19 protein-coding genes are annotated in these 25,910 nt (G+C 51.6%); 11 read left to right on the top strand and 8 right to left on the bottom strand.

Annotated features, from left to right (window positions below; genetic code table 11):
* Positions 1-32: 32 nt before the first annotated feature.
* A complete protein-coding gene (locus J1778_RS22805; protein WP_217175095.1) occupies positions 33-1,937 on the bottom strand; it encodes an ABC transporter ATP-binding protein in 1,905 nt (634 codons plus the stop codon).
* 5 nt (positions 1,938-1,942) lie between these two features.
* Positions 1,943-4,063 (bottom strand): bifunctional 23S rRNA (guanine(2069)-N(7))-methyltransferase RlmK/23S rRNA (guanine(2445)-N(2))-methyltransferase RlmL, encoded by a 2,121-nt coding sequence (gene rlmKL, locus J1778_RS22800; protein ID WP_217175094.1) that lies wholly within the window; start codon positions 4,061-4,063, stop codon positions 1,943-1,945.
* 110 nt (positions 4,064-4,173) lie between these two features.
* On the opposite strand from rlmKL, the gene J1778_RS22795 reads away from it, so the two are divergent.
* Complete coding sequence (locus J1778_RS22795; RefSeq protein ID WP_217175093.1) at positions 4,174-5,277, top strand: YcbX family protein; 1,104 nt, start codon at positions 4,174-4,176, stop codon at positions 5,275-5,277.
* Positions 5,278-5,416: 139 nt separating this feature from the next.
* Here the strand turns inward: J1778_RS22795 and J1778_RS22790 are convergent, their stop codons facing one another.
* The gene (locus J1778_RS22790; RefSeq protein WP_217175092.1) at positions 5,417-5,962 is read right to left on the bottom strand and encodes a cell division protein ZapC; all 546 of its coding nucleotides are present in this window, start codon (positions 5,960-5,962) and stop codon (positions 5,417-5,419) included.
* Positions 5,963-6,146: 184 nt separating this feature from the next.
* Entirely contained in the window at positions 6,147-7,157 is a 1,011-nt protein-coding gene (pyrD, locus tag J1778_RS22785) for a quinone-dependent dihydroorotate dehydrogenase (RefSeq protein WP_217175091.1), read from the bottom strand.
* A gap of 314 nt (positions 7,158-7,471) precedes the next feature.
* Between pyrD and ssuE the strand changes: the two genes are divergently transcribed.
* Genes ssuE through ssuB form a run of 5 tightly spaced genes read left to right on the top strand, consistent with a single transcriptional unit; the run spans position 7,472 to position 11,842 of the window.
* Positions 7,472-8,053: an NADPH-dependent FMN reductase gene (ssuE, locus tag J1778_RS22780; RefSeq protein ID WP_217175090.1), complete on the top strand. Its 582-nt coding sequence runs from the start codon at positions 7,472-7,474 to the stop codon at positions 8,051-8,053.
* A gap of 18 nt (positions 8,054-8,071) precedes the next feature.
* The gene (locus J1778_RS22775; RefSeq protein ID WP_217175089.1) at positions 8,072-9,046 is read left to right on the top strand and encodes a sulfonate ABC transporter substrate-binding protein; all 975 of its coding nucleotides are present in this window, start codon (positions 8,072-8,074) and stop codon (positions 9,044-9,046) included.
* Positions 9,047-9,105: 59 nt separating this feature from the next.
* On the top strand, positions 9,106-10,260 hold the full coding sequence (ssuD, locus tag J1778_RS22770) for an FMNH2-dependent alkanesulfonate monooxygenase (protein ID WP_217175088.1): 1,155 nt from the start codon (positions 9,106-9,108) through the stop codon (positions 10,258-10,260).
* Positions 10,261-10,271: 11 nt separating this feature from the next.
* Positions 10,272-11,063, top strand: coding sequence for an aliphatic sulfonate ABC transporter permease SsuC (gene ssuC / locus J1778_RS22765; RefSeq protein ID WP_120506908.1), 792 nt, complete (start codon positions 10,272-10,274; stop codon positions 11,061-11,063).
* Positions 11,060-11,842, top strand: coding sequence for an aliphatic sulfonates ABC transporter ATP-binding protein (ssuB, locus tag J1778_RS22760; RefSeq protein ID WP_120161250.1), 783 nt, complete (start codon positions 11,060-11,062; stop codon positions 11,840-11,842). The genes ssuC and ssuB overlap by 4 nt, the downstream gene beginning before the upstream one ends.
* A gap of 85 nt (positions 11,843-11,927) precedes the next feature.
* On the opposite strand, the gene pepN is transcribed toward ssuB, so the two are convergent.
* Positions 11,928-14,543: an aminopeptidase N gene (gene pepN, locus J1778_RS22755; protein WP_217175087.1), complete on the bottom strand. Its 2,616-nt coding sequence runs from the start codon at positions 14,541-14,543 to the stop codon at positions 11,928-11,930.
* A gap of 434 nt (positions 14,544-14,977) precedes the next feature.
* On the opposite strand from pepN, the gene J1778_RS22750 reads away from it, so the two are divergent.
* The 5 genes from J1778_RS22750 to J1778_RS22730 all read left to right on the top strand — a co-directional run bounded on the left by J1778_RS22750 (position 14,978) and on the right by J1778_RS22730 (position 22,411).
* Positions 14,978-16,366, top strand: coding sequence for an MFS transporter (locus J1778_RS22750; protein WP_420804100.1), 1,389 nt, complete (start codon positions 14,978-14,980; stop codon positions 16,364-16,366).
* 336 nt (positions 16,367-16,702) lie between these two features.
* The gene (pncB, locus tag J1778_RS22745; RefSeq protein ID WP_217175085.1) at positions 16,703-17,908 is read left to right on the top strand and encodes a nicotinate phosphoribosyltransferase; all 1,206 of its coding nucleotides are present in this window, start codon (positions 16,703-16,705) and stop codon (positions 17,906-17,908) included.
* Between the two features lie 257 nt (positions 17,909-18,165).
* Positions 18,166-19,566 carry an asparagine--tRNA ligase gene (asnS, locus tag J1778_RS22740; protein ID WP_217175084.1) on the top strand — a complete coding sequence of 467 codons (1,401 nt, stop codon included), beginning with the start codon at positions 18,166-18,168 and terminating at the stop codon, positions 19,564-19,566.
* A gap of 300 nt (positions 19,567-19,866) precedes the next feature.
* Positions 19,867-20,979, top strand: a complete 1,113-nt coding sequence (gene ompC / locus J1778_RS22735; RefSeq protein WP_274388785.1) for a porin OmpC — start codon at positions 19,867-19,869, stop codon at positions 20,977-20,979.
* A 241-nt stretch (positions 20,980-21,220) separates the two neighbouring features.
* A complete protein-coding gene (locus J1778_RS22730; RefSeq protein WP_217175083.1) occupies positions 21,221-22,411 on the top strand; it encodes an amino acid aminotransferase in 1,191 nt (396 codons plus the stop codon).
* A gap of 75 nt (positions 22,412-22,486) precedes the next feature.
* On the opposite strand, the gene J1778_RS22725 is transcribed toward J1778_RS22730, so the two are convergent.
* From J1778_RS22725 to ldtD, 3 genes are all read right to left on the bottom strand, one after another.
* Positions 22,487-23,134 carry an MBL fold metallo-hydrolase gene (locus J1778_RS22725; protein WP_217175082.1) on the bottom strand — a complete coding sequence of 216 codons (648 nt, stop codon included), beginning with the start codon at positions 23,132-23,134 and terminating at the stop codon, positions 22,487-22,489.
* A gap of 49 nt (positions 23,135-23,183) precedes the next feature.
* On the bottom strand, positions 23,184-23,735 hold the full coding sequence (gene mepK, locus J1778_RS22720; RefSeq protein WP_217175360.1) for a peptidoglycan L,D-endopeptidase MepK: 552 nt from the start codon (positions 23,733-23,735) through the stop codon (positions 23,184-23,186).
* A 179-nt stretch (positions 23,736-23,914) separates the two neighbouring features.
* Positions 23,915-25,765 (bottom strand): L,D-transpeptidase, encoded by a 1,851-nt coding sequence (ldtD, locus tag J1778_RS22715; RefSeq protein WP_217175081.1) that lies wholly within the window; start codon positions 25,763-25,765, stop codon positions 23,915-23,917.
* Between the last annotated feature and the right edge of the window lie 145 nt (positions 25,766-25,910).

The raw sequence follows: 25,910 nt of genomic DNA, 5'->3' as shown, positions 1-25,910 counted from the left end.
TCCTTCATTCCGCGGCACATGACGGGGCAGTGTTAGCCGTTTTTCTGCGCTTCCAGCGCTTCCCAACGTTCAAACGCCTGCTCTAACTCCTGCTCTGCGGCGGCTAAAGCGGTGATAACCTGCTGAGTTTCTTCATGAGGAAGTGTGAAGAAATTCGCATCACTCATTTGCTGTTGCAGCGCTTCAATTCTTTCTTCCAGCGTGCTGATTTGCGCAGGCAATTGTTCCAGCTCGCGTTGTTGATTATAGCTGAGCTTATTGGCCGTGCGTTTTGCAGGTTCTGCTTTAGGTTGAGCAGCCGGTTTATTTTCGGTGACTACCGCCTGACGGATTGGCTTTTGGTTACGGCGCTGATGCTGTGCGTCATGGTAACCGCCGACATAGCTGTTGATCACGCCGTTGCCTTCATAAATCCAGCATTCGGTTGCTGAGTTATCAACAAATTCACGGTCATGGCTCACCAGCATTACGGTGCCCTGATAGCTATCGATCATCTCTTCCAGCAGTTCGAGGGTTTCCACATCCAGGTCGTTGGTCGGTTCATCGAGGATCAACAGGTTGCTTGGACGCAGGAACAGTTTTGCCAGCAGCAGACGATTACGTTCACCGCCTGACAGAGCTTTCACCGGTGTCATTGCACGTTTTGGATGGAACAGGAAGTCCTGCAGGTAACCCAGCACGTGACGGGCACGGCCATTAACCATCACTTCCTGCTTACCTTCTGCCAGGTTATCCATCACGGTACGTTCAGGATCCAGCTCAGCACGGTGCTGGTCGAAGTACGCGACTTCCAGCTTGGTACCACAGTGAACACGACCGCTGTCGGCCTTAATCTGACTTAACATCAGTTTCAGCAACGTCGTTTTACCGCAGCCGTTCGGGCCAATCAGTGCAATTTTGTCGCCACGCATAACCTGCGAAGAGAAATTACTGACCAGCTGTTTACCGGCGATGCTGTAGTTAACGTCTTCCATTTCAAAGACGATCTTGCCGGAGCTTGCCGCTTCAACCACCTGCATTTTGGCGGTGCCCATCACTTCACGGCGATCGGAACGTTCTTTACGCAGGGCTTTCAGGGCGCGTACGCGGCCTTCGTTACGGGTACGGCGGGCTTTGATACCCTGACGGATCCACACTTCTTCCTGCGCCAGTTTTTTATCGAACTCAGCGTTCTGCAGCTCTTCAACGCGCAACGCTTCTTCTTTCGCCAGCAGATACGCTTCGTAATTACCCGGATAGGAAACCAGTTTACCGCGATCAAGGTCGACAATACGGGTCGCCATATTGCGGATGAAAGAACGGTCATGGGAAATGAAGATAATGCTGCCCTGGAATTCTTTCAGGAAATCTTCCAGCCATGCGATACTTTCGATATCCAGATGGTTCGTCGGTTCGTCGAGCAGCAGAATGTGTGGCGCGCTGACCAGAGCACGACCCAGCGCCGCTTTACGCAGCCAGCCACCGGACAGGGATTTCAGCTCAGTATCGGCGTCCAGACCCAGTTTCAGCAACACTTCGTTGATGCGGCTGTCGAGCTGCCACAGGCCCTGATGATCGAGAATTTCCATCACCTGAGCCAGTTTATTCATGTTCTTTTCGCTAGGATCGGTTTCGACCAGATGCGAAATCGCGTGATACGCCTTCAGGTGTTCAGCCTGCTCGAACACGCCTTCGGAGACGAAATCAAACACAGTGCCTTCAACATTACGCGGCGGATCTTGTTGCAGACGCGCGACAATCAAATCCTGCTCATACACGATGCGGCCGTCATCAAGCGGCACTTCACGATTCAGGATTTTCATCAGCGTCGATTTACCGGCACCGTTACGGCCAACCAGACAGACGCGCTCATTCGGCTCGATGTGTAATTCGGTGTTATCCAACAGCGGCGAGTCACTGAATGACAGCCAGGCACCTGACATACTAATTAACGACATAAACTTTATTTTTCCTCGCCGGCATGAGAGAGCAGCCAGCAGTTATGAATCTGACGATTACGGGCGAAATCCTGTGACAGGGTTTGGCTGGTGATTTCTTTCGCGCTCAGCCCCAGCTTGCTCAATCCTTCGAGATCCATCTGGAAACCGCGCTTGTTGTTGGAGAACATAATGGTGCCGTTACGACGTAAAATGCGTTTCAGATCTTTCATCAGAGCCAGATGATCACGCTGTACGTCAAAACTTTCGGCCATACGTTTAGAGTTGGAGAACGTCGGCGGATCGATAAAGATCACATCGAACTGTTCGTCGCACATCCCCAGATAAGACAGGCAATCTGCCTGGATCAGACGATGCTGACGGCCGGTCAGACCGTTGGCGCGCAGGTTTTTTTCCGCCCATTCCAGATATGTACGGGACATATCTACCGTAGTGGTGCTGCGCGCGCCGCCCAGACCTGCATGAACACTGGCGGTGCCGGTGTAAGCAAACAGGTTGAGGAAGTCTTTACCCTTGCTCATTTCACCGAGCATTTTACGGGCGATACGGTGGTCAAGGAACAAACCGGTATCGAGATAATCCGTCAGGTTGACCCACAGCTTCGCGTTGAATTCTTCAACCAGCAGGAACTCGCCTTTTTGCGCCAGTTTCTCATACTGACTGGTGCCCTTCTGGCGTTCACGGGTTTTGAGGATCAATTGGCTGGATGAAATATCCAGCACTGACAGGGTGGCATTGATCACGTCAAACAAGCGCTGACGGGCTTTTTGTGCATCCACGGTTTTTGGCGGCGCATATTCCTGCACCACCACTTTGCTGCCGTAGCGGTCAACCGCCACGTTGTAATCCGGCAAGTCGGCGTCATACAGACGGTAGCATTCAATGCCCTGCTGTTTAGCCCATTTCTCCAGTTTTTTGACGTTCTTACGCAGGCGGTTTGCATAATCTTCCGCCATTTGCGTGCCGGCAGCACCGGTCGGGTTTTCTGCCAGCTGATAGTTTTTCTGCACACATTCCAGCGGACCATTCTTGGCTTTGAACTGGCGTTCAGCACGCAATTGCAGGCAGCTCAGCAATTCCGGCGAAGCACTGAACAGCGACAACTGCCAGCCACCGAATTTGGTCTTCATGATACGGCCAAGCATGTTGTGCAGCGCAATCAGCGCCGGTTCGCTTTCCAGACGCTCACCGTATGGCGGGTTACTGATAACTGTCCCCACCGGGCCTTCCGGCAGCGGATTCACCAGTTTACCGACTTCAGCGGCTTCAAAGCTAATCAGCTCCGCCACACCGGCGCGACGGGCGTTGGCGCGCGCCATCTCAATTACACGACGATCGATATCAGAACCGAAGAAACGGGAAGTGGTTTCCTGCACCGCACGACGGGTACGAACCTGTGCTTCCGCGGTCAGTTCGCGCCAAAGTTCAGCGTCAAATTTGTTCCAGCCGGTAAAGCCCCAGTGCTGGCGATGTAAGCCCGGCGCGCGATCGGCGGCGATCATTGCCGCTTCAATCAGCAAGGTACCGGAACCACACATCGGATCGACCATCGGCGTGCCCGCCTGCCAGCCGGAACGCATCACGATAGCCGCAGCCAGGTTTTCTTTCAGCGGCGCCTGACCGGTCAGATCACGATAGCCACGCTGATGCAGGCCTTCGCCGCTGAGATCCAGCGCCACGCTGGCGGTATCACGTTGCAGGAAGACATTGACACGAATATCGGGCTGCTGCTTCGCCACATTCGGACGCTCATCCATTTTGCGGGTAAAGCTGTCGACGATGGCATCTTTCACTTTCAGCGCACCGTACTGGCTGTTACGGATTTCGTCATTCAGGCCGCTGAAATGCACGGCGAAGGTTTTTTCCACGCCAAAAACGGACGGCCAGTCAATCGCCATCACGCCGAGATAAAGATCCAGATCGCTGTGAACTTTGAATTCGTTCAGCGGCAACAGGATGCGTGAAGCCAGACGGCTCCACAATAAGCTACGGTACAGCAGGCGATCGTCACCTTCAAAATGCACCCCTCCCTGCACAACTTTGCAGGCTTGCGCACCCAGCGTTTCCAGTTCGCTTTTTAACAGTTCTTCCAGTCCACGCGCCGTGCTGGCAAACAAAGAGTTCATATCGACATATCACCAAAAATAAAATTGTTGCGCATTATAGCTAATCCCCGCCGCTTGTCATAAAGTCTCTGGTTCTTCTTAAGACTTTATACTCTGAGAGGCAGTGTTCAGTGCCCATTCTTTCACGTTTATTTGTTCATCCGGTTAAATCCATGCGCGGCCTGCAAGTTTCACACTCGCTGGTCACACCAACAGGACTGGCTTTCGACCGTCAGTTCATGATAACCGACCCGCAAGGCATGTTCATTACTGCCCGCCAGTATCCGAACCTCGTCCTGTTCACCCCGGTTTTATTACCTGATGGCCTGATGCTGAGTGCCCCCGAAGGCGACAGTATCAGCGTCAAATTTCGTGATTTTGCAGGCGTTAACTCACCGACGGAAGTCTGGGGCAATCAGTTTACCTCACTCATCGCACCGGAACCGGTAAATCGCTGGTTAAGTGGTTATTTAAAACGTGATGTCCAGTTGCGCTGGGTCGGCGAAGAGCCAACACGCCGGGTGAAGAAGCATCCCGAAGTCCCGCTGTCGTTCGCCGACGGGTTCCCGTATCTGCTGATTAACGAAGCGTCAATGCAGGATTTGCAGCGCCGCTGTCCGGGCGGTGTCAGGGTTGAACAGTTCCGGCCTAATATTGTGGTCAGCGGTGCAGAGGCTTACGCAGAAGACAGCTGGCAGACTATCCGCATCGGGGAAGTCATTTTCGATCTGGTGAAACCGTGCAGTCGCTGCATTTTTACTACGGTCAGCATCGAAAAAGGTCGCAAGCATCCGCGTGGCGAACCGCTAAAAACGCTGCAGGGTTACCGTACTGCCAGCGACGGCGACGTCGATTTCGGTCAGAACATGATTGCCCGTAACATCGGCGTTATCCGCGCCGGTGACCATGTTCAGGTGCTGACGAGCAAACCGCCCCGCCCTTACAGCGCAGGCGAAGTCGTCGAAAATGTCGACGCACCAATAAGTACCGCTCAGGAAGTCCGCATTAATTATCAGGGCACGGAGTTTACCGGCAACAATCAGCAGATTTTGCTTGAACAACTGGAGTTGCAGGGATTACGCATCCCCTATTCCTGCCGCGCCGGAATTTGCGGTGCCTGCAGAATGACATTAAAAGAAGGGAACGTTGCGCCACTGAAGGAAAGTGCTGTGGGGAAAGACGGAACGATTCTGTCGTGCAGTTGTATACCGGCAACAGATATCGTGCTCGGCTAAAAATTTTCCGCAGTTACCCAAAATAGTTCCGGTTGCAAGATGGTGGCAAGAGAAGGGATCCCGATGAGCTTACACAGGTAAGTGATTCGGGTGACTGAGCGCAGCCAACGCATATGCAACTTGAAATATGAAGGGTAATTTACACTGCCTGGTCGTAGACATCGCTGTCGACTCTAAATGCCGCTGGCATTAACCGGTCGTGCATCACTTTAATGGCGTCGCCGAGCACCATTCCACGCCCTGCCACCGCCAGCCGTTCCTGCGCCAGCAGGCACAAGCTGGCGTTATCTCCGGATTCAACCACCAGCAATGTTGCCTGTTCGCCGCTGTCCATCACCTGCACCTGAGCAAGCTGACCATTCTCTGGCTGGAAAGGACGCATTTGCTGACTGAAATGCCAGCTCTTTGGCATCAGCGGTTTTAAAAAGCGGAAAGCGACTAAGGCATTTAAAACTAATTCAGCGCGTTGTTCAGCGGCCAGACGAATATGTTTGCACTGTTCTTCATAATCGAAATACAAGGCTGCATCATCGACACAAAATGACATATTTCCGAATGCATCAGGGGTTAACATTTTAGCCGGGAAACGGGAACGGAAAATCATGCCATTGGCGAGATCTAACATAAGCCGATCATGCTCTGCATCGAAGTACCAACGCCAATTATCATCTGGTTTGATTTTCATTTCGTCATCCTGTTTGCCCTCATGCCCTCTGCCTGACTTCATTACCGGCTAATCTGTAAGAATAGATTTTTTTGCGATGAAGTGATATCAGACAAATCCTGAGCCTGAATTACGGTCAGTGGACAAAATATAGACGAGCCGGGTTAATAAATAAACCCCTGACTCGCCTAAAGGATGAAAAATATCAGATGTGGGTAACAATATCTTTGATTAAACCGGGACCTTTGAAGATAAAGCCGGAATAGATTTGAATTAATGACGCGCCCGCTGCCATTTTTTCACGCGCCGCGGTTAATGAATCAATGCCGCCGACACCAATAATAGGCAGACGTCCCTGTAATTCATTTGACAGCATGCGGATAATTTCTGTGCTGCGCAGTTGAACCGGACGCCCGCTCAGGCCACCCACCTGCTCACAATAATTCAGCCCCTGAACCAGTTTACGATCGAGTGTGGTATTGGTGGCGATAACGCCATCCATATTATGACGTACCAGACTGTCCGCTATTTGGATCAATTCTTCTTCAGAAAGATCCGGCGCGATCTTCACGGCAACCGGCACATATTTCTGGTGACGTTGCTGAAGCTCGAGTTGCTTATTCTTAATCGCCGCCAGTAAATCATCCAGCGCTTCACCGTATTGCAGTGAACGTAAGCCCGGGGTATTTGGCGATGAAATATTCACCGCGATATAACCGGCATACGGATATACCTTTTCCATACAGGTCAGATAATCGTCTGCGCCGTGCTCAACAGGCGTGTCTTTATTCTTGCCAATATTAATCCCCAGAATGCCGCCAAAATGTGATTTTTTGACATTATTCACCAGATTATCCACACCATGGTTATTAAAACCCATACGGTTAATCAGGCCTTCAGCTTCAACGATGCGGAATAAACGCGGCTTATCATTACCGTCCTGCGCACGCGGTGTCACCGTGCCGACTTCAATAAATCCGAAGCCCATTGCGCCGAGTGCATCAATACATTCGCCGTCTTTATCCAGGCCTGCGGCAAGTCCCAAAGGGTTTTTAAAGGATAATCCCATGCAGTTAACCGGTTTGGTTGGCACTGACTGGCGGATCAAAAATTCAAAAGGAGTGCCGGAAATGCGGCTCAACTGACGAAAGGTAAACTCGTGGGCGCGCTCTGGATCGAGCTGAAACAGTGCTTTCCTGACAAGAGGATAAAACATGGAGACTCCTGGATTCCCGGTGGCTAGACGGGGCGGTATTATTGACTAAGCGAGGGACAATTGGAAATGATAACCGGCATATTGCCCAAATAATTGCTTCGCTGCGCAAACGATTACTTTTTAGTTACCTTTAATTCACTTTTCCTTCTTAACCCGTCCGTGCCTCAACCCGCCGTTAAAAGCGCTTTATCTGATTTGGAACTTTTCATAGCCAAAATTGAGATTTCCGCTGTGCCGCCTTCCCCTGCTAGGTTTACTTCACTTCGTTAATAAAAATGATGGTTCTATAACAGATTGTTATAAGGAATAAGTGAATGCGCGTAATCACACTGGCCGGCAGCCCCCGACAACCTTCCCGCTCCTCTTCCCTGCTGGCACTCAGCCACCAGTGGCTGGCAAGCCGGGGTGTAGAAGTCTTTACCTACAATATTCAGGATTTTTCAGCTGATGATTTGTTATTTGCCAATTTTGCCAGCCCGCAGTTAAAGCAACTGAACGCTGAACTGGCGAGTGCAGATGGCCTGATTGTCGCCACGCCGGTGTATAAGGCGTCTTTTTCAGGTGCGCTGAAAACGTTGCTGGATTTACTGCCCGAGCGCGCGCTCGACCACAAAGTCGTCTTGCCCCTGGCGACGGCCGGATCGATCGGGCACATGCTGGCCGTCGATTATGCGCTGAAACCGGTGCTGGCCTCGCTGAAGGCGCAGGAAGTTTTACAGGGCGTTTTCGCTGATGACAGTCTGATCACTGATTATCAGACATTCCCGGCGAAGCTGGATCCGGCACTGGAAGAACGTCTGACTGAATCACTGGAAAACTTCTATCTGGCGCTGAGCCGCCGCCGTCCGCAAATTCCGTCGGTCGCTTCCCTTTCTGCGCAAGCATTACGTGTCTGAACCTAAAAGGAATTAGCCATGTCAGCCTCTTTCTCTTTATTACGCCAGTTGCCCGTGATCGCCGGTCTGGTCACCAGCCTGATATTCAGCGCCACAGCATCAGCCCAGGAAAAAGATCCTGCGCAATTACGCATCGCTTATCAGAAAGGATCCGTCGGACTGGTGCTGGCGAAATCTCATCAGTTGCTGGAAAAACGTTTCCCGGACACCAAAATCAGCTGGGTGGAATTTCCCGCAGGCCCGCAAATCCTTGAAGCCCTGAACGTCGGCAGCATTGATTTAGGCGGTACCGGCGATTTGCCGCCACTGTTTGCCCAGGCGGCCGGTGCGGATCTTCTTTATATCGGCTCAGAACCGCCGAAACCAAAAGCAGAAGTTATTCTGGTCGACAGCAACAGCCCGATTAAAACCGTCGCCGATCTCAAAGGCCATAAAGTCGCGTTCCAGAAAGGCTCCAGTTCGCACAACTTATTGCTTCGTGCCCTGCAACAGGCAGGTCTTAAATTCAGTGATATCCAGCCGGTCTATCTGACGCCTGCCGACGCGCGCGCCGCCTTTCAGCAGCATGACGTCGATGCCTGGGCTATCTGGGATCCGTACTACTCTGCCGCAGAAGTTCAGGGAGATGTTCGCGTGCTGACCGACGGTTCGACGCTGCATCAGACCGGTTCCTTCTATCTTGCGCCGAAGAAATATACCGAGGCTAATCCTCAGTTCATCAGTCAGGTACTGGAAGTGTTAACGCAGGCGAATGCGCTGACCAAAACGGATCGTGAACAAAGTATCAAACTGCTTTCCCAGTCGATGGGATTGCCGGAAAAAGTGGTCGCCTCCTATCTGGATCATCTGCCGGATATGCCAATCACGCCAGTCAATGCCGAGACGGAAAAGCGCCAGCAGCAAACCGCCGATTTGTTTTATCAGAACCACATTTTGCCAAAGCCGGTTGAAATCAAAGACCGCATCTGGAAACCGTCTGTACAAGCCAACTGAACCCTAATTTAGCCGCCGCTGAGTGGTCATGAATCAAAAAACTTTGAGAGGAACATATTATGAGTCTGAACGTATTCTGGTTTTTACCCACCCATGGCGATGGGCGTTATTTAGGAACTGAAGAAGGTGCCCGTGTGGTAGACCACGGTTATCTCCAGCAGATTGCTCAGGCCGCAGACCGTTTAGGTTTCGGCGGTGTATTGCTGCCAACCGGCCGTTCATGCGAAGACTCATGGCTGGTCGCGGCTTCTCTGATTTCTGTCACGCAACGCCTGAAATTCCTGGTGGCGCTGCGCCCTGGGATTATCTCCCCGACACTGGCCGCCCGTCAGGCGGCAACACTCGACCGGCTCTCCGGCGGCCGCGCACTGTTTAATCTGGTCACGGGCGGTGATCCGTCTGAACTGGCGGCGGAAGGTTTACATCTCAACCATAAAGAACGTTACGAAGCCTCAGCAGAATTTACCCGTATCTGGCGCCGCGTACTTGAAGGCGAAACGGTCGATTACGAAGGCAAACATATTCAGGTAAAAGGCGCCAGCCTGATGCATCCACCGGTTCAGTATCCTCGCCCGCCGCTGTATTTCGGCGGTTCATCCGACGAAGCGCAGGATCTGGCCGCCGAACAGGTTGAACTGTATCTGACCTGGGGCGAACCTCCGGCGTTAGTGAAAGAGAAAATTGAACAAGTGCGTGCCAAAGCGGCCGCGAAAGGCCGCACCGTGCGTTTCGGTATTCGTCTGCATGTGATTGTGCGTGAAACCAACGAAGAAGCCTGGCGTGCGGCTGACAAACTGATCGCCAACGTCGATGACGAAACTATTCAGCGCGCGCAGGCGGCTTTCGCTAAAACCGATTCCGTCGGTCAGCACCGCATGGCTGCATTACACGGCGGTGACCGCAACAAGCTGGAAATCTACCCGAATCTCTGGGCCGGTATCGGTCTTGTGCGCACCGGCGCAGGAACAGCGCTGGTGGGTGATGGCCCGACAGTTGCGGCACGTATGCAGGAATATGCCGATCTGGGCATCGACACCTTTATCTTCTCCGGTTATCCGCATCTGGAAGAAGCATACCGCGTCAGCGAATTACTGTTCCCGCATCTGGATCTGGCCAAACCGGAAGATGACAACACTGTGAAGAAAGCCATTTTGCCGCGCGGTGAACTGGTCGCTCATCACTTTGCGAACAAACGCACCGCCAGCCAGCATTAAGGAGAAGGCAGATGACAACGACACAACGCTGGCTGAACCGCATTGCCCCGTGGGTTGTGCCGGTGGTTCTCATCGGCGGCTGGCAGCTGGCGGTGGAAGCCGGCTGGTTATCCAACCGTATTCTGCCGGCACCGAGCGCCGTGGTGGAAGCCTTCTGGACACTGGCGAAAAGCGGTGACCTGTGGCAAAACCTGAAAATCAGCACCTTCCGCGCGCTGATTGGTTTCGCCATCGGCGGCAGCCTCGGGTTACTGCTCGGTTTTATTACCGGACTTTCCCGCTGGGGCGAGCGTCTGCTGGACAGTTCGCTGCAAATGCTGCGCAACATTCCGCATCTGGCGCTGATCCCGCTGGTGATTCTGTGGTTCGGCATTGATGAATCTGCCAAAATTTTCCTGGTGGCGCTGGGAACGTTGTTCCCGATTTATCTCAATACCTATCACGGTATCCGCAATATCGACCGCGGACTGCTGGAGATGTCGCGCAGCTACGGACTTTCCGGTTTCCCGCTGTTTATTCAGGTGGTGTTACCAGGCGCGCTGCCGTCGATTATGGTCGGCGTACGCTTTGCGCTGGGGTTCATGTGGCTGACGCTGATTGTGGCGGAAACCATTTCGGCTAACTCCGGTATTGGTTATCTGGCGATGAACGCCCGCGAGTTTTTACAAACTGATGTCGTGGTGGTTGCCATCGTGCTGTACGCCATTCTCGGCAAACTGGCCGATGTTCTCGCCCGCCTGCTGGAAAGTGTCTGGCTGCGCTGGCACCCTGCTTATCAGAAAAAACAAGGAGATGCCGCATGAGCGCACCCGCACGCATTCCGCAAGGCACGCCGGTGACACTCTCCGGCATTACTAAAAAATACGGCAACCGCGCCGTGCTGAACGACATTAATCTGCGCATTCCTCCAGGCCAGTTTGTGGCGGTCGTCGGTCGCAGCGGTTGTGGCAAAAGTACCCTGCTGCGTTTACTGGCCGGACTGGAGAAAACCACACAAGGCGAACTGCTCAGTGCCAGCGCGCCGCTGAGTCAGGTACGCGACGACACCCGCCTGATGTTTCAGGATGACCGTCTTCTGCCCTGGAAAAAGGTGATTGATAATGTGGGTCTGGGCCTGAAAGGAAAGTGGCGTGAAGCCGCGCTTGCCGCGCTCGAAGAAGTCGGGCTGGCCGATCGTGCCGACGACTGGCCTTCAGCGTTATCCGGCGGACAAAAACAGCGAGTGGCACTGGCACGTGCATTAATACATCGCCCGCGTCTGTTATTGCTCGATGAACCGCTGGGCGCGCTGGATGCCCTGACGCGTATTGAGATGCAAAGCCTGATCGAGCGCCTGTGGCAGCAGCATGATTTCACGGTTCTGCTGGTGACGCACGATGTCAGCGAAGCCGTAACCGTCGCTGACCGGGTGATCCTTATCGATCAGGGGCAGATTGGCATGGATTTGACGGTTGACCTGCCGCGTCCGCGCCGTAAAGGTTCAGCGCGACTGGCTGAACTGGAAGCTGAAGTGCTGGAACGTGTACTGACGCCGCAGCCGTTGCAAAATGTGGCTCAGGAAGCGAAGCGCGCACAGAACTGATCCCCACTTTCAGTGAATTCAAAACGTAAAAAGGGCGATGTTTCCATCGCCCTTTTGCTTTGCCGCTCTTTGCCGTTAAAGGCAATTACGCATCTAACGCTTTGGTAATTTTCTCGAACAAATCACCGGACAGATTTTCCAGCCCTTTCAGCTGTTCCAGAGCCTGACGCATCAGCGCCTGACGGTTCTGGTCATAGCGTTTCAGACGGATCAGCGGCTCAATCATACGCGCCGCAACCTGCGGGTTACGGGTGTTAAGATCAGTGAGCATTTCAGTGAGGAACTGATAACCGCTGCCGTCTGCGGCGTGGAATGCAGAAGGATTGGCTGATGCAAACGCACCGACTAATGAACGGACACGGTTCGGGTTACCCATGCTGAACGAACGGTGGTTCAGCAGTGAACGGACTTTCTGTAACACATCGGCGGCCGGGCTGGTCGCCTGCTGGATAAACCATTTATCCATGACCAGACCGTCGTGATGCCAGCGTTCATCGTAAGCCGCCATCAGCGATTCACGACAAGGTAACTGCGCGGAGACTGCTGCAGACATCGCTGCCAGAGAATCCGTCATATTATCTGCCTGTTCGAACTGCGCTTTCACCAGCTGATCGGCCAGTGTGACATCGGCAAAGGCCAGATAATGCAGACAGGTATTACGCAGTGAACGTTTGCCGATATCTTCATGCACCACACGGTACGCTGGCAGACGATTGGCGTTGTAAACCGCCAGGAACTCATCGGCCATTTCCGTTGCCAGACAACGGGTAATCGCGTCGTGAACGGCACTGATCGCTTCAGGGTCGATCGTTTCGAACAGTTCCGCGATTTCGTTTTCTGAAGGCAGGGTCAGGATCTGCGCCGCCAGGGCCGGATCGATATTCTCATCCAGCAACACCGCACGGAACGCATCAGCCACATGCAGCGGCAGAGACAACGGTTGTTTCTGCTGATGACGCGCCACGTTGAGTTTGATGTAAATTGCCAGCAGGCTCTGTGCCGCATCCCAGCGGGCGAAATCGTTACGTGCGTATTTCATCAGGAAAGTCAGCTGATGATCGCCCCATTTGTAATCGAGTTTCACTGGTGCTGAGAATTCACGTAATAAAGAAGGCACCGGCTGATATTCCACGTCGTCAAACACAAACGTCTGTTCAGCTTCCGTCACGTTCAGCACGTTGCTGACTGTCTGGCCATTTTGTTTCAGTGCAATCACGTTGCCCTGTGGATCGTACAGTTCGATATCCAGCGGAATATGCAGTGGCAGCTTTTCAGTCTGATCAGGCGTCGGCGGGGTCTTCTGGCTGACGGTCAGAGTGTATTGCTGTTTTTCCACATCATAATCGTCACGCACGGTCAGCACCGGTGTACCGGACTGGCTGTACCAGCGGCGGAACAGTGACAGGTCCACGTTGGACGCATCTTCCATCGCCTGCACAAAATCGTCACAGGTAGCGGCGCTGCCGTCATGACGCTCGAAGTACAGCTGCATCCCGGCCTGGAATTTCTCTTCGCCGAGCAAAGTGTGCAGCATACGGATGACTTCTGAACCTTTTTCATACACCGTCAGGGTGTAGAAGTTGTTCATTTCGATGACTTTTTCCGGACGGATCGGGTGCGCCATCGGGCTGGCATCTTCAGAGAACTGCGCGCCACGCATCACACGGACGTTATCGATACGGTTGACTGAGCGCGATCCCAGATCAGAACTGAATTCCTGATCACGGAATACGGTCAGGCCTTCTTTCAGGCTCAGCTGGAACCAGTCGCGGCAGGTGACGCGGTTACCAGTCCAGTTATGGAAGTATTCGTGGCCGATCACCGCTTCGATACCGAGGTAATCTTTGTCGGTAGCGGTTTCGGCTTTCGCCAGCACGTATTTGGAGTTAAAGACGTTGAGGCCTTTGTTTTCCATCGCGCCCATATTGAAGAAATCAACGGCAACGATCATGAAGATGTCGAGATCATATTCCAGATTGAAACGGGTTTCGTCCCATTTCATGGATTGCTTGAGAGATTCCATCGCCCAGCCGGCGCGGTCCAGATTGCCGCGGTCGACGAACAGTTCCAGCGCCACATCACGACCCGAGCGGGTTTTGAAGGAATCACGCAGGACATCGAAATCACCAGCGACCAGCGCAAACAGGTAGCAAGGTTTCGGGAAAGGGTCTTCCCATTTGATCCAGTGCTTACCGCCTTCCAGTTCACCCTGATCTATACGGTTACCATTGGACAGCAAATAAGGATAACGAGCTTTATCCGCCACGATGCGGGTGGTGAAACGCGCCAGAACGTCCGGGCGATCCAGGTAATAGGTAATATGGCGGAAACCTTCGGCTTCACACTGGGTACACAGCGCTTCACCGGAGAGATACAGCCCTTCCAGCGCGGTGTTTTTCGCAGGGTGAATTTCGTTAACAATCGCCAGTTCAAACGCTTCCGGCAGGCCGGTAATTTCCAGCACGCCTTCTTTTAACTGATATTTCGGCCAGTCCTGACCGTTAATTTTCAGGCTGATCAGGGTCAGATCTTCACCATTGAGCACCAGCGGCGCGCCTTCTGTGCCCAGGCGTTTGATCTGACTGACAGCAGTCACAATGGTTTTCTGTGCATCAAGCTCAAAATTAAGGTCGATATCCGTGATGGTATAGTCCGGCGCACGATAGTCATGGCGGAACTTGGCTTGTGGCAGTTGAGTCATAAAAAACCTTTTGGTGTTTTCATTGTTTATGGTGATGACGATTCATGGCATCAAAGCGGGCGCTTTTCATCAGCAAATCGCTGCGCAGAGCCCTGCCGGCCTTCATACTTTTCTCTCTAAACTCTAACACAGGCATCAGAAAATCCCAGATTGTTGCCAGTTTGTGAGTGCGTATGCGCACCTTTCAACCAAAACACAGAAATTTGTCTTAAAGGGCTTTTCTGGTGCTAAAAATGGAAGTCAGATCCGCGTCACATTCTGAACTGATAAAACTGTACTTTTCACAATGCGTTTTTGCGCAGTTTTTTATGCTCTATTTTCTTATTCGTTACATAAATTCAATATTTAAATCCGATGGGGAGTCATTAGCATGATCATGAATACGATGAATCACTGAGGCTAATAATAAAATGAGTGACACCTGCGCCCCCGACATGGGAATACCAAAACAAAAAACATTAAATAACAAGACATTATCAGCCCGCATTGATGCGCTTCCTGCCTCCGCCGGACTCTGGCGCTTCATCATATTGTTGTCGCTGGGTGGATTCTTCGAACTCTATGACCTTTTCGAAACCGGATACATTAGTTCAGGTTTACTGGCAGAGAACATATTTCATATCGGTACTGCGGGTGTATTTGGCATATCCGATCAGGCTGCCTTTGCTTCATCCACATTTTTAGGTCTTTTTTTTGGTGCGAGTCTTCTGGCGCCGAATGCCGACCGCTTCGGCCGACGCATGACATTTATGTTTGCGCTGGCGTGGTACGGCTGTTTTTCGTTGCTGATGTCGTTCCAGAACAGCGCAGAAGGCATCATTCTGTGTCGTTTTCTGGTCGGTGTTGGTCTGGGCCTTGAGCTGGTGACGATCGATACGTATCTCACGGAATGGGTGCCGAGCCATATGCGCAGCCGCGCTTTTGCGTTCGCCTTCTTTATTCAGTTTCTCTCAGTACCGGCGGTCGCGCTGATGTCCTGGTGGCTGGTACCGCAAACCTTTTTAGGGCTGACCGGCTGGCGTTACGTGGTGATTGCGGGTGCGCTGTGTTCGCTGGTTGTGTGGATTGTGCGTAAAAACCTGCCAGAATCCGCCCGCTGGCTGGCGCAACAGGGACGTCATGAAGACGCGCATAATGTGGTGAGCGCGATGGAAAAACGCTGCGGCGTAAGCAGCAGTCCGGCCTATATTGCTGAAGAAAGTCCCGCAGAATTACCGCGAAAAGGGTCGTTCAGGGAAATCTGGTCACCTGAATACCGCAAACGGACACTGATGCTGACCGTCATGAACTTTTTCCAGGCCATTGGTTTCTTCGGTTTTGGCAACTGGCTGCCCGCCCTGCTGTCCGGAAAAGGCACGACCGTCACCCACAGCTTGCTGTACGCTTTCTTTATCACGCTGGCGTATCCTCTCGGGTCGCTAATTTGCAGCCGTTATGCGGATAAAATTGAAAACAAATGGCAGATTGTTTTCTCGTCATTAATGACAGTGGTTTTCGGCACCTTGTTCGCCCTGCAGACCCATCCGGTGATGCTGGTGATTTGCGGCTTTCTGATCACTTATTCCAACGCCTGGCTGACATTCAGCTATCACGCCTATCAGACGGAAGTGTTCCCGACGCATATCCGCGCCCGTGCCGTTGGCTTTTGTTATTCATTCAGCCGCCTGTCGACCGTCTTCAGCAGCATTTTGATCGGCCTGATCCTGCAATATGCAGGAACGCAGGGGGTGATTGCGTTCATCGTCGTCAGCATGATCATCGTGATGCTGGTCATCGGCATTTTCGGGCCTAAAACGCGGGGCATTAATCTGGAAAACATCTGATCGTTTACTATCGTGAACAAACGAAGCGTAATGAACACACAAAAATCGGGGTAAAAACGCCCCGATTTTTCTTTTATGAATGTCAGGTTGATTAAATTTATGTAATCAATTTGTGCTTTTTTTAAACCGCAAAAACGCCTGTTTGCCCATATTCCCTGTGTTTAAGCACAATTAAGCCTCGACCACTCGCAGACAATTATGATGTGATGAGGGTTCTTTGACAGGATAATACGGTATACTTCACAGACTTTGCTGTTTTATCCAGAACGTTTTTTTTACGGAACGGTTGTTTGTGTTCAAACACTCAGTTTCTGACGAGGATGCTGTAAGCGCGCTATGACTCCATACGCCTCCCCGATTTTGACTTCGCTGTTAGATACCGATGCCTACAAGCTTCACATGCAGCAAGCGGTCTACCATCGCTATCGCCATATCCACGTGGTAGCCGAGTTCCGTTGCCGCGGCGATGAACTGCTGGGCGAATATGCCAGCGAAATTCGCGAGCAAATTCAGATAATGAGCCAGCTGGCACTCACGGAGGATGAGTTCGCTTATCTTTCGGGTCTGCCCTTCTTCACGCAAGACTATCTGAACTGGCTGAAAGCGTTTCACTATAATCCTGAACACGTCACCGTTTCCGATCGCAACGGGCATTTGCACGTGCGCATTGAAGGTCCGTGGCGTGAAGTGATTATGTGGGAAGTGCCGCTGCTGGCTGTGATCAGCGAAGTGGTACATCACCATCGTTCGCCGCAAATCACCGCGCAAATGGCCGTTGATCAGCTGCGTAAAAATCTTGCCAGCTTTAAAGAGCAGGCCGCAGATATCGATCTCTCTGCTTTCCGTCTGATGGATTTCGGCACACGTCGTCGTTTCTCGGGCGAAGTTCAGGAAGCCATTGTCAGTACGCTGAAAAACGAATTCCCTTATCTGGTCGGCACCAGCAATTACGATTTAGCCCATAAATTGCAGCTGACACCGGTCGGGACTCAGGCTCATGAATGGTTCCAGGCGCATCAGCAGATCAGTCCGGTTCTGGCAAACAGCCAGCGTGCTGCGTTACAGGCCTGGCTGGATGAATATCCGGACCAGCTCGGAATTGCCTTGACCGACTGTATTACGATGGATGCTTTCCTGCGTGATTTCGGCAGCAATTTCGCCAATGCCTATCAGGGGCTGCGTCATGACTCCGGCGATCCGTTTGAATGGGGTGAAAAAGCCATTGCGCATTATCAGGCACTGGGGATCGATCCGATGACCAAAACGCTGGTATTTTCCGATAACCTGGATCTGGATAAAGCGCTGCATCTTTATCGCCATTTCCATCAGCGCGTCAATCTGGTGTTTGGGATTGGTACCCGTCTGACCTGTAATATTCCCGGCGTTAAGCCTCTGAACATTGTGATTAAATTGGTTCAGTGTAACGGCAAACCGGTGGCCAAGTTGTCTGACAGTCCGGGCAAAACCATCTGTCAGGACAAAGCCTTTGTGAAAGCGCTGCGAAAAGCGTTTGATTTACCGCTGGTTAAAAAAGCGTCCTGAGTGTCCATTAAGCGCCGGAAGTTACTCCGGCGCTTATCGGAATTTTCTTTCCTTTATATACATGCAATTTCATTCCGCTCGGCTTTTATTCGTTATATCAATATTTCCTGATATTCCTCCCATTTGCCCCATAATTCTTCTTCGACAACGTTGATTTCTGCTTGTGTCCTGAGAAAGGCTAAGTAACATAGCAAAATCCCTATTTACAGGGTGTCCAATATTTCTTAGCCAACATATATAAAGAAAGAGAGAAATCTATGAGCGTTGTGCCTGTAGTCGACGTACTGCAAGGCCGTGCTGCGGTTGACAGTGAAGTCACCGTACGCGGTTGGGTACGTACCCGGAGAGATTCTAAAGCTGGTATCTCATTCGTCGCCGTTTATGACGGCTCCTGCTTTAATCCTTTACAGGCCGTCATCAATAATTCTCTGCCCAATTATCAGGAAGACGTTCTGCGTCTGACGACGGGTTGTTCAGTAGAAGTGACCGGTACTGTTGTCGCATCTCCCGGCGAAGGCCAGAGTTTCGAACTGCAGGCAACCGTCGTTAAAGTTGTTGGCTGGGTGGATGATCCTGATACCTACCCGATGGCGGCAAAACGCCACAGTATCGAATATCTGCGTGAAGTGGCTCACCTTCGCCCGCGTACCAACCTGATTGGCGCCGTTGCCCGTGTGCGCAACACCCTGTCGCAGGCGATTCACCGTTTCTATCACGAAAACGGCTACTTCTGGGTGTCCACTCCGCTGATCACCGCGTCTGATACTGAAGGAGCTGGTGAAATGTTCCGCGTGTCAACGCTGGACCTGCAAAATCTGCCGCGTACTGACAAAGGTGAAATCGACTTCAGCGAAGACTTCTTCGGCAAAGAAGCGTTTCTTACCGTTTCCGGTCAGCTCAACGGCGAAACCTATGCGTGTGCGCTGTCCAAGGTTTACACCTTCGGCCCGACCTTCCGCGCAGAAAACTCAAACACCAGCCGTCACCTTGCTGAGTTCTGGATGGTTGAACCGGAAGTAGCATTTGCTACGCTGGATGACATCGCATCGCTGGCTGAAAACATGCTTAAATATGTTTTCAAAGCCGTTTTAGACGAACGTGCAGACGATATGGCCTTTTTTGCCGATCGCGTAGACAAAGATGCTGTTGCGCGCCTTGAGCGATTTGTAACATCCGATTTCGCGCAGGTGGATTACACCGATGCTGTAGAAATCCTGATGAATTGTGGTCAGAAATTTGAAAACCCGGTTTCCTGGGGTGTTGATCTATCTTCTGAACACGAACGTTACCTGGCTGAGCAGCATTTCAAAGCCCCGGTTGTGGTCAAAAACTACCCGAGAGATATCAAAGCTTTCTATATGCGTATGAACGATGATGGCAAAACAGTTGCCGCAATGGACGTTCTTGCGCCAGGCATTGGTGAGATTATCGGGGGCTCTCAGCGTGAAGAACGTCTGGATGTATTGGACGCGCGAATGGCTGAAATGGGTCTGAATAAAGAAGATTATTGGTGGTATCGCGATCTTCGCCGTTACGGCACTGTTCCGCATTCCGGCTTCGGGTTAGGTTTTGAGCGTTTAGTTGCTTATGTGACCGGTGTTCAAAACGTTCGTGACGTGATCCCGTTCCCACGTACACCACGTAGTGCAACCTTCTAATTAATTAAACTTTTTCTAATTAACAAAATAGTTACAAAACTAAGGCCAGCAATGCTGGCCTTAGTCATTTTGAAAGATAGATCCCTGTCACAAAGTTCCGTAAAATACACATTTTGTAATACATTTTTTCCCCCTGAAACATATTTAGTAATTTAGTAGCATTTTCGCTATGGATTAAGCTTACTACGGATGGAATAGTGCGTTCAGACACAGGAGACACCAAACTTTCACGAATAGTTCCGTAAAGAATTATTTAAGGCAGTGGCAGGTGTCCAAATAAAACCAATGAGGGTAATAATAATGATGAAGCGCAATATTCTTGCAGTGGTAATCCCTGCTCTGTTAGTTGCTGGTGCAGCTAACGCAGCTGAGATCTATAACAAAGACGGCAACAAACTGGATCTGTACGGTAAAGTTGACGCGCGTCACACCTTCTCTGACAACGCTGGCGACGATGGCGACCAGACCTATGTCCGTTTCGGCTTCAAAGGCGAAACTCAAATTACTGACCAACTGACCGGTTACGGCCAGTGGGAATACAACGTTCAGGCTAACCACGCAGAAAGCGCTGGCGACGAAGGTAACAAAACTCGTCTGGGCTTCGCAGGTCTGAAATTTGGTGATGCAGGTTCTTTCGACTACGGTCGTAACTACGGCGTAATCTACGACGTAATGTCCTACACCGACCAATTGCCAATCTTTGGCGATGACACCATGTACCAGAACAACGACAACTTCATGATTGGTCGTGGTAATGGCATGGCAACTTACCGTAACAGCAACTTCTTCGGTCTGGTTGACGGCCTGAGCTTCGCTGTACAGTACCAGGGCAAAAACGACGAAGGTCGTGACGACCGTGGCGCAGTTGATTCCAATGGCGACGGCTGGGGTACTTCTGCCGCTTACGCTATCGGCAACTCCGGTGTTAGCCTGACTGGTGCTTACTTCTCTTCTAACCGTACCTCTCTGCAGAAGCAAGATGGTGCTGGCGACAAAGCTGACGCATACGCATTCGGTGCGAAATACGACGCTAACAACCTGTACCTGGCGACCTTCTACGGTGAATCACGTAACACCACTGATTACGGCAACCCAGATTCTATCGCTAACAAAACTCAGAACTTCGAAGTTGTAGCACAGTACCAGTTCGATTTCGGTCTGCGCCCATCTATCGCATACCTGCAGTCTAAAGGTAAGGAACTGAACGGCTTCACCAAAAACGGCGCTACCTACGGCGGCGGCGATGCTGACCTGGTTAAATACGTAGAAGTGGGTACTTATTACTACTTCAACAAAAACATGTCTACCTATGTTGATTACAAAATCAACCTGCTGGACGACAACAGCTACACCAAAGCATCTGGTCGTAGCACAGACGACATCGTTGGTGTTGGTCTGCAATACCAGTTCTAATATCGCTTAACGATGCGCTTTCGGGCACATCAAAGTGGATATCAAGGCAGAGCTTCGGCTCTGCCTTTTGCATTTAAGCAATTCAAAAAACAAACTTTGCTACCCTCTTCCATTAAAAATTTTAATCTCTCATGCCTTCTCACAACTCTGCTTTCTTTTTGCCGCAAACGGTTGGCAAACGGTAGCGCTGGCGGTACCCTGATTCCCTCTTTCGTCATATCAGGCTATGGAATTTTCCGACATGTTTGAAAAAATCACTGCAGCACCTGCTGACCCTATTCTGGGTCTTACCGATCTTTTCCGCGCTGATGATCGCTCGAATAAAATCAATCTCGGGATTGGTGTTTATAAAGATGAAACAGGTAAAACGCCGGTTTTAGCCAGCGTGAAGAAAGCCGAACAGTTCCTGTTGGAAAATGAAACCACGAAAACCTATCTCAGTATCGACGGGCTGCCTGATTTTGCACATTGCACGCAGGAGCTGTTGTTCGGGAAAGGCAGCGCTGTGATTGCAGACAAGCGCGCACGCACGGCGCAAACGCCTGGCGGTACCGGTGCCCTGCGCATTGCTGCAGATTTTATCGCGACACAAACCAGCGCCACGCGCGTGTGGGTCAGCAATCCAAGCTGGCCAAACCATAAAGGCGTATTTTCCGCATCGGGCCTTAAAGTTGCAGAGTACAACTATTACGACGCAACCAATCACAGCCTTGATTTCGACGGCATGCTGAAAAGCCTGAGCGAAGCGAAAGCCGGTGACGTGGTGTTGTTCCACGGCTGTTGCCATAACCCGACGGGTATTGACCCGACCGAAGAACAATGGGCGAAGCTGGCTGAGCTGTCTGTGGCAAACGGCTGGTTACCGCTGTTCGATTTCGCTTATCAGGGTTTTGCTAAAGGTCTGGAAGAAGATGCCGCGGGCCTGCGCCTGTTCGTCGCCAGCCATAAAGAATTACTGGTCGCCAGTTCTTACTCGAAAAACTTCGGCTTATATAATGAACGTGTTGGCGCCTGTACTTTAGTTGCCGCTGACGCTGAAACCGCCGATCGCGCGTTCAGCCAGATGAAATCAGTCATCCGTGCGAACTACTCTAACCCGCCAGCACACGGCGCAGCAGTTGTTGCCACCATTCTGGGTAACGAAGCGTTGCGCACGCTGTGGGAGCAGGAACTGAGCGATATGCGTCAGCGTATCCACCGCATGCGTCAGTTGTTTGTCAGCACCTTGCAGGAAAAAGGGACGCAGCAGGATTTCAGCTTCATTATCAATCAGAACGGCATGTTCTCTTTCAGCGGCCTGACCAAAGATCAGGTGCTGCGTCTGCGTGATGAATTCGGCGTTTACGCGGTGAATTCTGGCCGTATTAACGTCGCGGGTATTACTCTCGAAAACATGGCTCCGCTGTGTGAAGCGATTGTCGCGGTGCTGTAAAAAGCCAGCGCTGTTGTAGCATTAAAAAAGCCCGTCAGGAAACTGACGGGCTTTTTGTATTCAGGCATTCAACCCTTACCAGACCGGCATTTCGTCCTGCAGGAAGGGATTGGTTTTACGCTCGTAACCAAAGTCAGACATCGGGCCGTGACCCGGAATAAAGACCATGTCATCACCCAGTGGCAATAGCTTGGTTTTAATTGAGTGGATCAGCGCCTGATGGTCGCCGCGCGGGAAATCACTTCGCCCTACGCCGCCTTTGAAAATCACATCTCCTGAAACAGCAATACGCGCTTTTTCATTGATGAAAACAATATGCCCCGGCGTATGGCCCGGGCAATGTAATACGGATAAGGTTTCTTCGCCTACGCTCACGGTGTCACCTTCTTCCAGCCAGGTATCAGGTGTCAGCGGGTCACAATGCTCAAGGCCAAACATCTGACTCTGAGTCGGCAAAGCATCAAGCAGGAATTGATCTTCCTTCTGCGGGCCGATAACAGGCACCTGATAATGTGCAGCCAGTTCGGCGGCGGCCCCCACGTGATCAAGATGACCGTGGGTAAGCAAAATTTGAGTAACCAGAACGCCTTTGGCAGACACTTCCTGAATGATACGCGCGGCTTCACCACCGGGATCGACAATGGCGGCCTGATTCGTCTTTGTACACCAAATCAGAGAGCAGTTCTGGCTGAAAGCCGTGACGGTAATAAGATGGATTTTCATAGGGCTCCACAAAATGGCCTGCACATCGGCAGGCCATTAATTACACACATCACCAGGTCCGTGCAGGCCCGGTATCGATGTGCACAAAGTTACTTCGTGGATAATATCCTACACCACCCATCCGCATTTTTAACGCGGCTTTGCGGATATTGCTCAATTCAATTCCCTGAATGTGGAAATCCATCGCCTGTCCGAGCGTGTGATAACTGTGTTTTGCTACACCGCTTCCCGGTTCACGCATACTGTTATTGGTTGCCAGTGAGCGGTAGCCGGAAATCAGCTGAACAGGTTTATTGGTGCCGCCGAGCATGACTTGCAGACGATAAAGGTGATCGAACAAGGCGGGATCGATAGATTTAACCTTTTCCGCCCGATAGTCTCTGAACAGATGATTCAACCGAGCCAACTCATCCTTGTTGTAACGCTTTCCATCAAAAAACTCAGTTTTGAGGGTTTCGCCGGTATTTAAGTTATTAACGACTAAAACACGCGGACGAGGAGTGGAAAGAGTGGCGAATGCACGACCCGGAAGTAATGCAATCCCCATAGCGGCACTGCCCAGTGCCAGCCATTTACGGCGATGTTTGTCGATTTCATTCATGAACAGTTTACTATCCGATAAGAGAGTCAAAAAGAAGTGCGATTTTTGCACCGTTTCGAACCTTAACCGCCAAATATCAGCGAGTCAAGCGACCCTGAAACGCAAAACGAGCGTGCCAATGGCTCACGCTCGTTGTATGGCCAAATACTCTGACCCTTATCAGATTAGTTTTACTGCATTTATTGAAGCAAAATTTCTGCCTGAGGCAAAATTTGTGCGCCGGATCTCACTGTTGAATCGTAATTGTAAATATCTGTGCGGAACTGCGGCTTACCATCATCCGCAACCCACGCTGTCAGATAAAACAGTTTTACCGGTATATGATGGCGTATTGCCACATAAGTGGTGTTGCCGCCCTGCAACGCAGAAGAGATACGGGTGTCATTCCAGCCGGCATCCTGTAACAGCATATTTGCCAGTTCAGACGCTTTATTAACCCTCACGCACCCTGAACTCAGCGCACGAATGTCTTTGCTGAACAGGTTATGGTTTGGCGTGTCATGCAGATAAATCGCATCAGAACTCGGCATATTAAATTTATACCGGCCCAGCGAGTTGCTGACCCCCGGAGCCTGACGGATACGGTACGGGAAATGGTTTGGTGAAACCATTGCCCAGTCGATCATGGAAGGATCGATGACTTCCGCGTCATTGCTCCAGCCTGACAATACCTGATAGCCATGCTGCTGGAAGTAGCCCGGATTGTTCATGGCTTTCGGCACAATATCTTCTCGTACTAATGTTGTCGGCACATTCCACGGTGGATTGACGACAACATTATTGAGCGCACTGCTCATCAGAGGCGTTTTCCGGCTTGGACGCCCGACAATGACCCGCGACGACAGCACCTCGCTGCCATTGAGGTAATAGGTGAGCTGATAGTTTGGAATGTTCACCATAATTCCGGTATTCACATTCCCCGGCAGAATTCGTAAACGCTGAATATTCAGCGCCAGCAGCGTTGCGCGCAGTTGTGGCGAAGCATTCAGCCACTGGCGCGTACGTCCGCCAATAATCCCATCCGCTTCAAGCCCCTGCCATTTCTGAAAACGTTTTACCGCTTCCACTAAGTCAGGTGTGTACTGGTTATTCGCAACAGCCACAGAAGCAGCCGGTGCCGGCGTTTCTGTGGACTGAACAGAAGGCAGAACATCCTGGACCGACGTTGCAGAAGGACTGACTGCTGGCGTGGCTGGCTGCGCTTTATCTGCGGTTTCATCCACAGACAAATCATCATTCGCCGCGCTCCCCGGCGTATTCGGGGCGATGGTTTCATCTGTCGGTTTAGGCGCACTGGTTTCCTGCGGCGAGGCAACCATCATGCCCGTTCGGCTGAGGATCTCACGCAGCGCCGGCACATCATCACTGATTTGATCAGGTCGCAGACTGGCTGAGCCGCGCATCGCGGGCCACGGACGGTTGTCCGCCAGCATCGTTTTCAACGCGTCATGCATTTTGGCGTAATAAGGGTGCTGTGGCGTCAGGGTCGACATATAGTGCGCGGTATTACCCTGGCGCACCGCCAGCTGCCACTGATTAATCACGGTCAGCGAAGGTGTGGTCATCTTGTACGGCGTCGTGCCGTAAAGCCATTTGTCCCCGTTGGCTTCAACACTGCTGGTAAACTGCAGATATCCCAGCATTGCATCCGATAATACGACGTCGCGCGCCATGCCTGTCACTTCAGGATCAGTCAGCCACTTCACCCATTGGGTAAACTGCGGCTGAATACCTGAAATGGCCAGCTCAGCTAACTGCTGCTGGAATATTTGTACCGTTTCCCGATCTTTCCACATCGGCTGCATATGGTTAGCGGCGTAAAGTGACGAAAGAGATGACAGATAAAGCGGGCGGATGCCTCTTGGCATTAATTCTGCCTGCAACTGGCTCATGCTTTGCACGCTGGATAACGTGGTCTTCCCGACAGGCATGGCAGGCATCGCCGCCCAGGCAGCAAACCACGGAGAAAGACCGCTCGCCAGCAAACAGCTGGCGACTAAAAACTTGAGAGACCTTTGATTCATTAACATCTTCCCTTGCCTCCCGGTAAAGTGCCCAATTCATTCCCCAAAATTAAGCCAGCAACGTCTGGTTTAAGTATATAAACAGAATTCTTTTTTTGCGCGGTAGCTCAATGAAATGCAGTCCGCGTCTACCTGAAGACTCTAAGCCAGC

This window comes from Rahnella bonaserana (assembly GCF_019049675.1).
Taxonomy (GTDB): domain Bacteria; phylum Pseudomonadota; class Gammaproteobacteria; order Enterobacterales; family Enterobacteriaceae; genus Rahnella; species Rahnella bonaserana.
This window is presented reverse-complemented; position numbering and strand designations above follow the sequence as displayed.

What these genes read in the sequence shown, in the direction of transcription:
- J1778_RS22805 (WP_217175095.1), bottom strand. Translation starts at nt 1,937, where the DNA reads ATGTCGTTAATTAGTATGTCAGGTGCCTGGCTGTCATTCAGTGACTCG.
- J1778_RS22790 (WP_217175092.1), bottom strand. Translation starts at nt 5,962, where the DNA reads ATGAAAATCAAACCAGATGATAATTGGCGTTGGTACTTCGATGCAGAG.
- J1778_RS22725 (WP_217175082.1), bottom strand. Translation starts at nt 23,134, where the DNA reads ATGAAAATCCATCTTATTACCGTCACGGCTTTCAGCCAGAACTGCTCT.
- J1778_RS22775 (WP_217175089.1), top strand. Translation starts at nt 8,072, where the DNA reads ATGTCAGCCTCTTTCTCTTTATTACGCCAGTTGCCCGTGATCGCCGGT.
- pepN (WP_217175087.1), bottom strand. Translation starts at nt 14,543, where the DNA reads ATGACTCAACTGCCACAAGCCAAGTTCCGCCATGACTATCGTGCGCCG.
- pncB (WP_217175085.1), top strand. Translation starts at nt 16,703, where the DNA reads ATGACTCCATACGCCTCCCCGATTTTGACTTCGCTGTTAGATACCGAT.
- pyrD (WP_217175091.1), bottom strand. Translation starts at nt 7,157, where the DNA reads ATGTTTTATCCTCTTGTCAGGAAAGCACTGTTTCAGCTCGATCCAGAG.
- ssuE (WP_217175090.1), top strand. Translation starts at nt 7,472, where the DNA reads ATGCGCGTAATCACACTGGCCGGCAGCCCCCGACAACCTTCCCGCTCC.
- ssuB (WP_120161250.1), top strand. Translation starts at nt 11,060, where the DNA reads ATGAGCGCACCCGCACGCATTCCGCAAGGCACGCCGGTGACACTCTCC.
- ompC (WP_274388785.1), top strand. Translation starts at nt 19,867, where the DNA reads ATGATGAAGCGCAATATTCTTGCAGTGGTAATCCCTGCTCTGTTAGTT.
- ssuC (WP_120506908.1), top strand. Translation starts at nt 10,272, where the DNA reads ATGACAACGACACAACGCTGGCTGAACCGCATTGCCCCGTGGGTTGTG.
- ssuD (WP_217175088.1), top strand. Translation starts at nt 9,106, where the DNA reads ATGAGTCTGAACGTATTCTGGTTTTTACCCACCCATGGCGATGGGCGT.
- ldtD (WP_217175081.1), bottom strand. Translation starts at nt 25,765, where the DNA reads ATGTTAATGAATCAAAGGTCTCTCAAGTTTTTAGTCGCCAGCTGTTTG.
- mepK (WP_217175360.1), bottom strand. Translation starts at nt 23,735, where the DNA reads ATGAATGAAATCGACAAACATCGCCGTAAATGGCTGGCACTGGGCAGT.
- rlmKL (WP_217175094.1), bottom strand. Translation starts at nt 4,063, where the DNA reads ATGAACTCTTTGTTTGCCAGCACGGCGCGTGGACTGGAAGAACTGTTA.
- J1778_RS22750 (WP_420804100.1), top strand. Translation starts at nt 14,978, where the DNA reads ATGGGAATACCAAAACAAAAAACATTAAATAACAAGACATTATCAGCC.
- J1778_RS22730 (WP_217175083.1), top strand. Translation starts at nt 21,221, where the DNA reads ATGTTTGAAAAAATCACTGCAGCACCTGCTGACCCTATTCTGGGTCTT.
- asnS (WP_217175084.1), top strand. Translation starts at nt 18,166, where the DNA reads ATGAGCGTTGTGCCTGTAGTCGACGTACTGCAAGGCCGTGCTGCGGTT.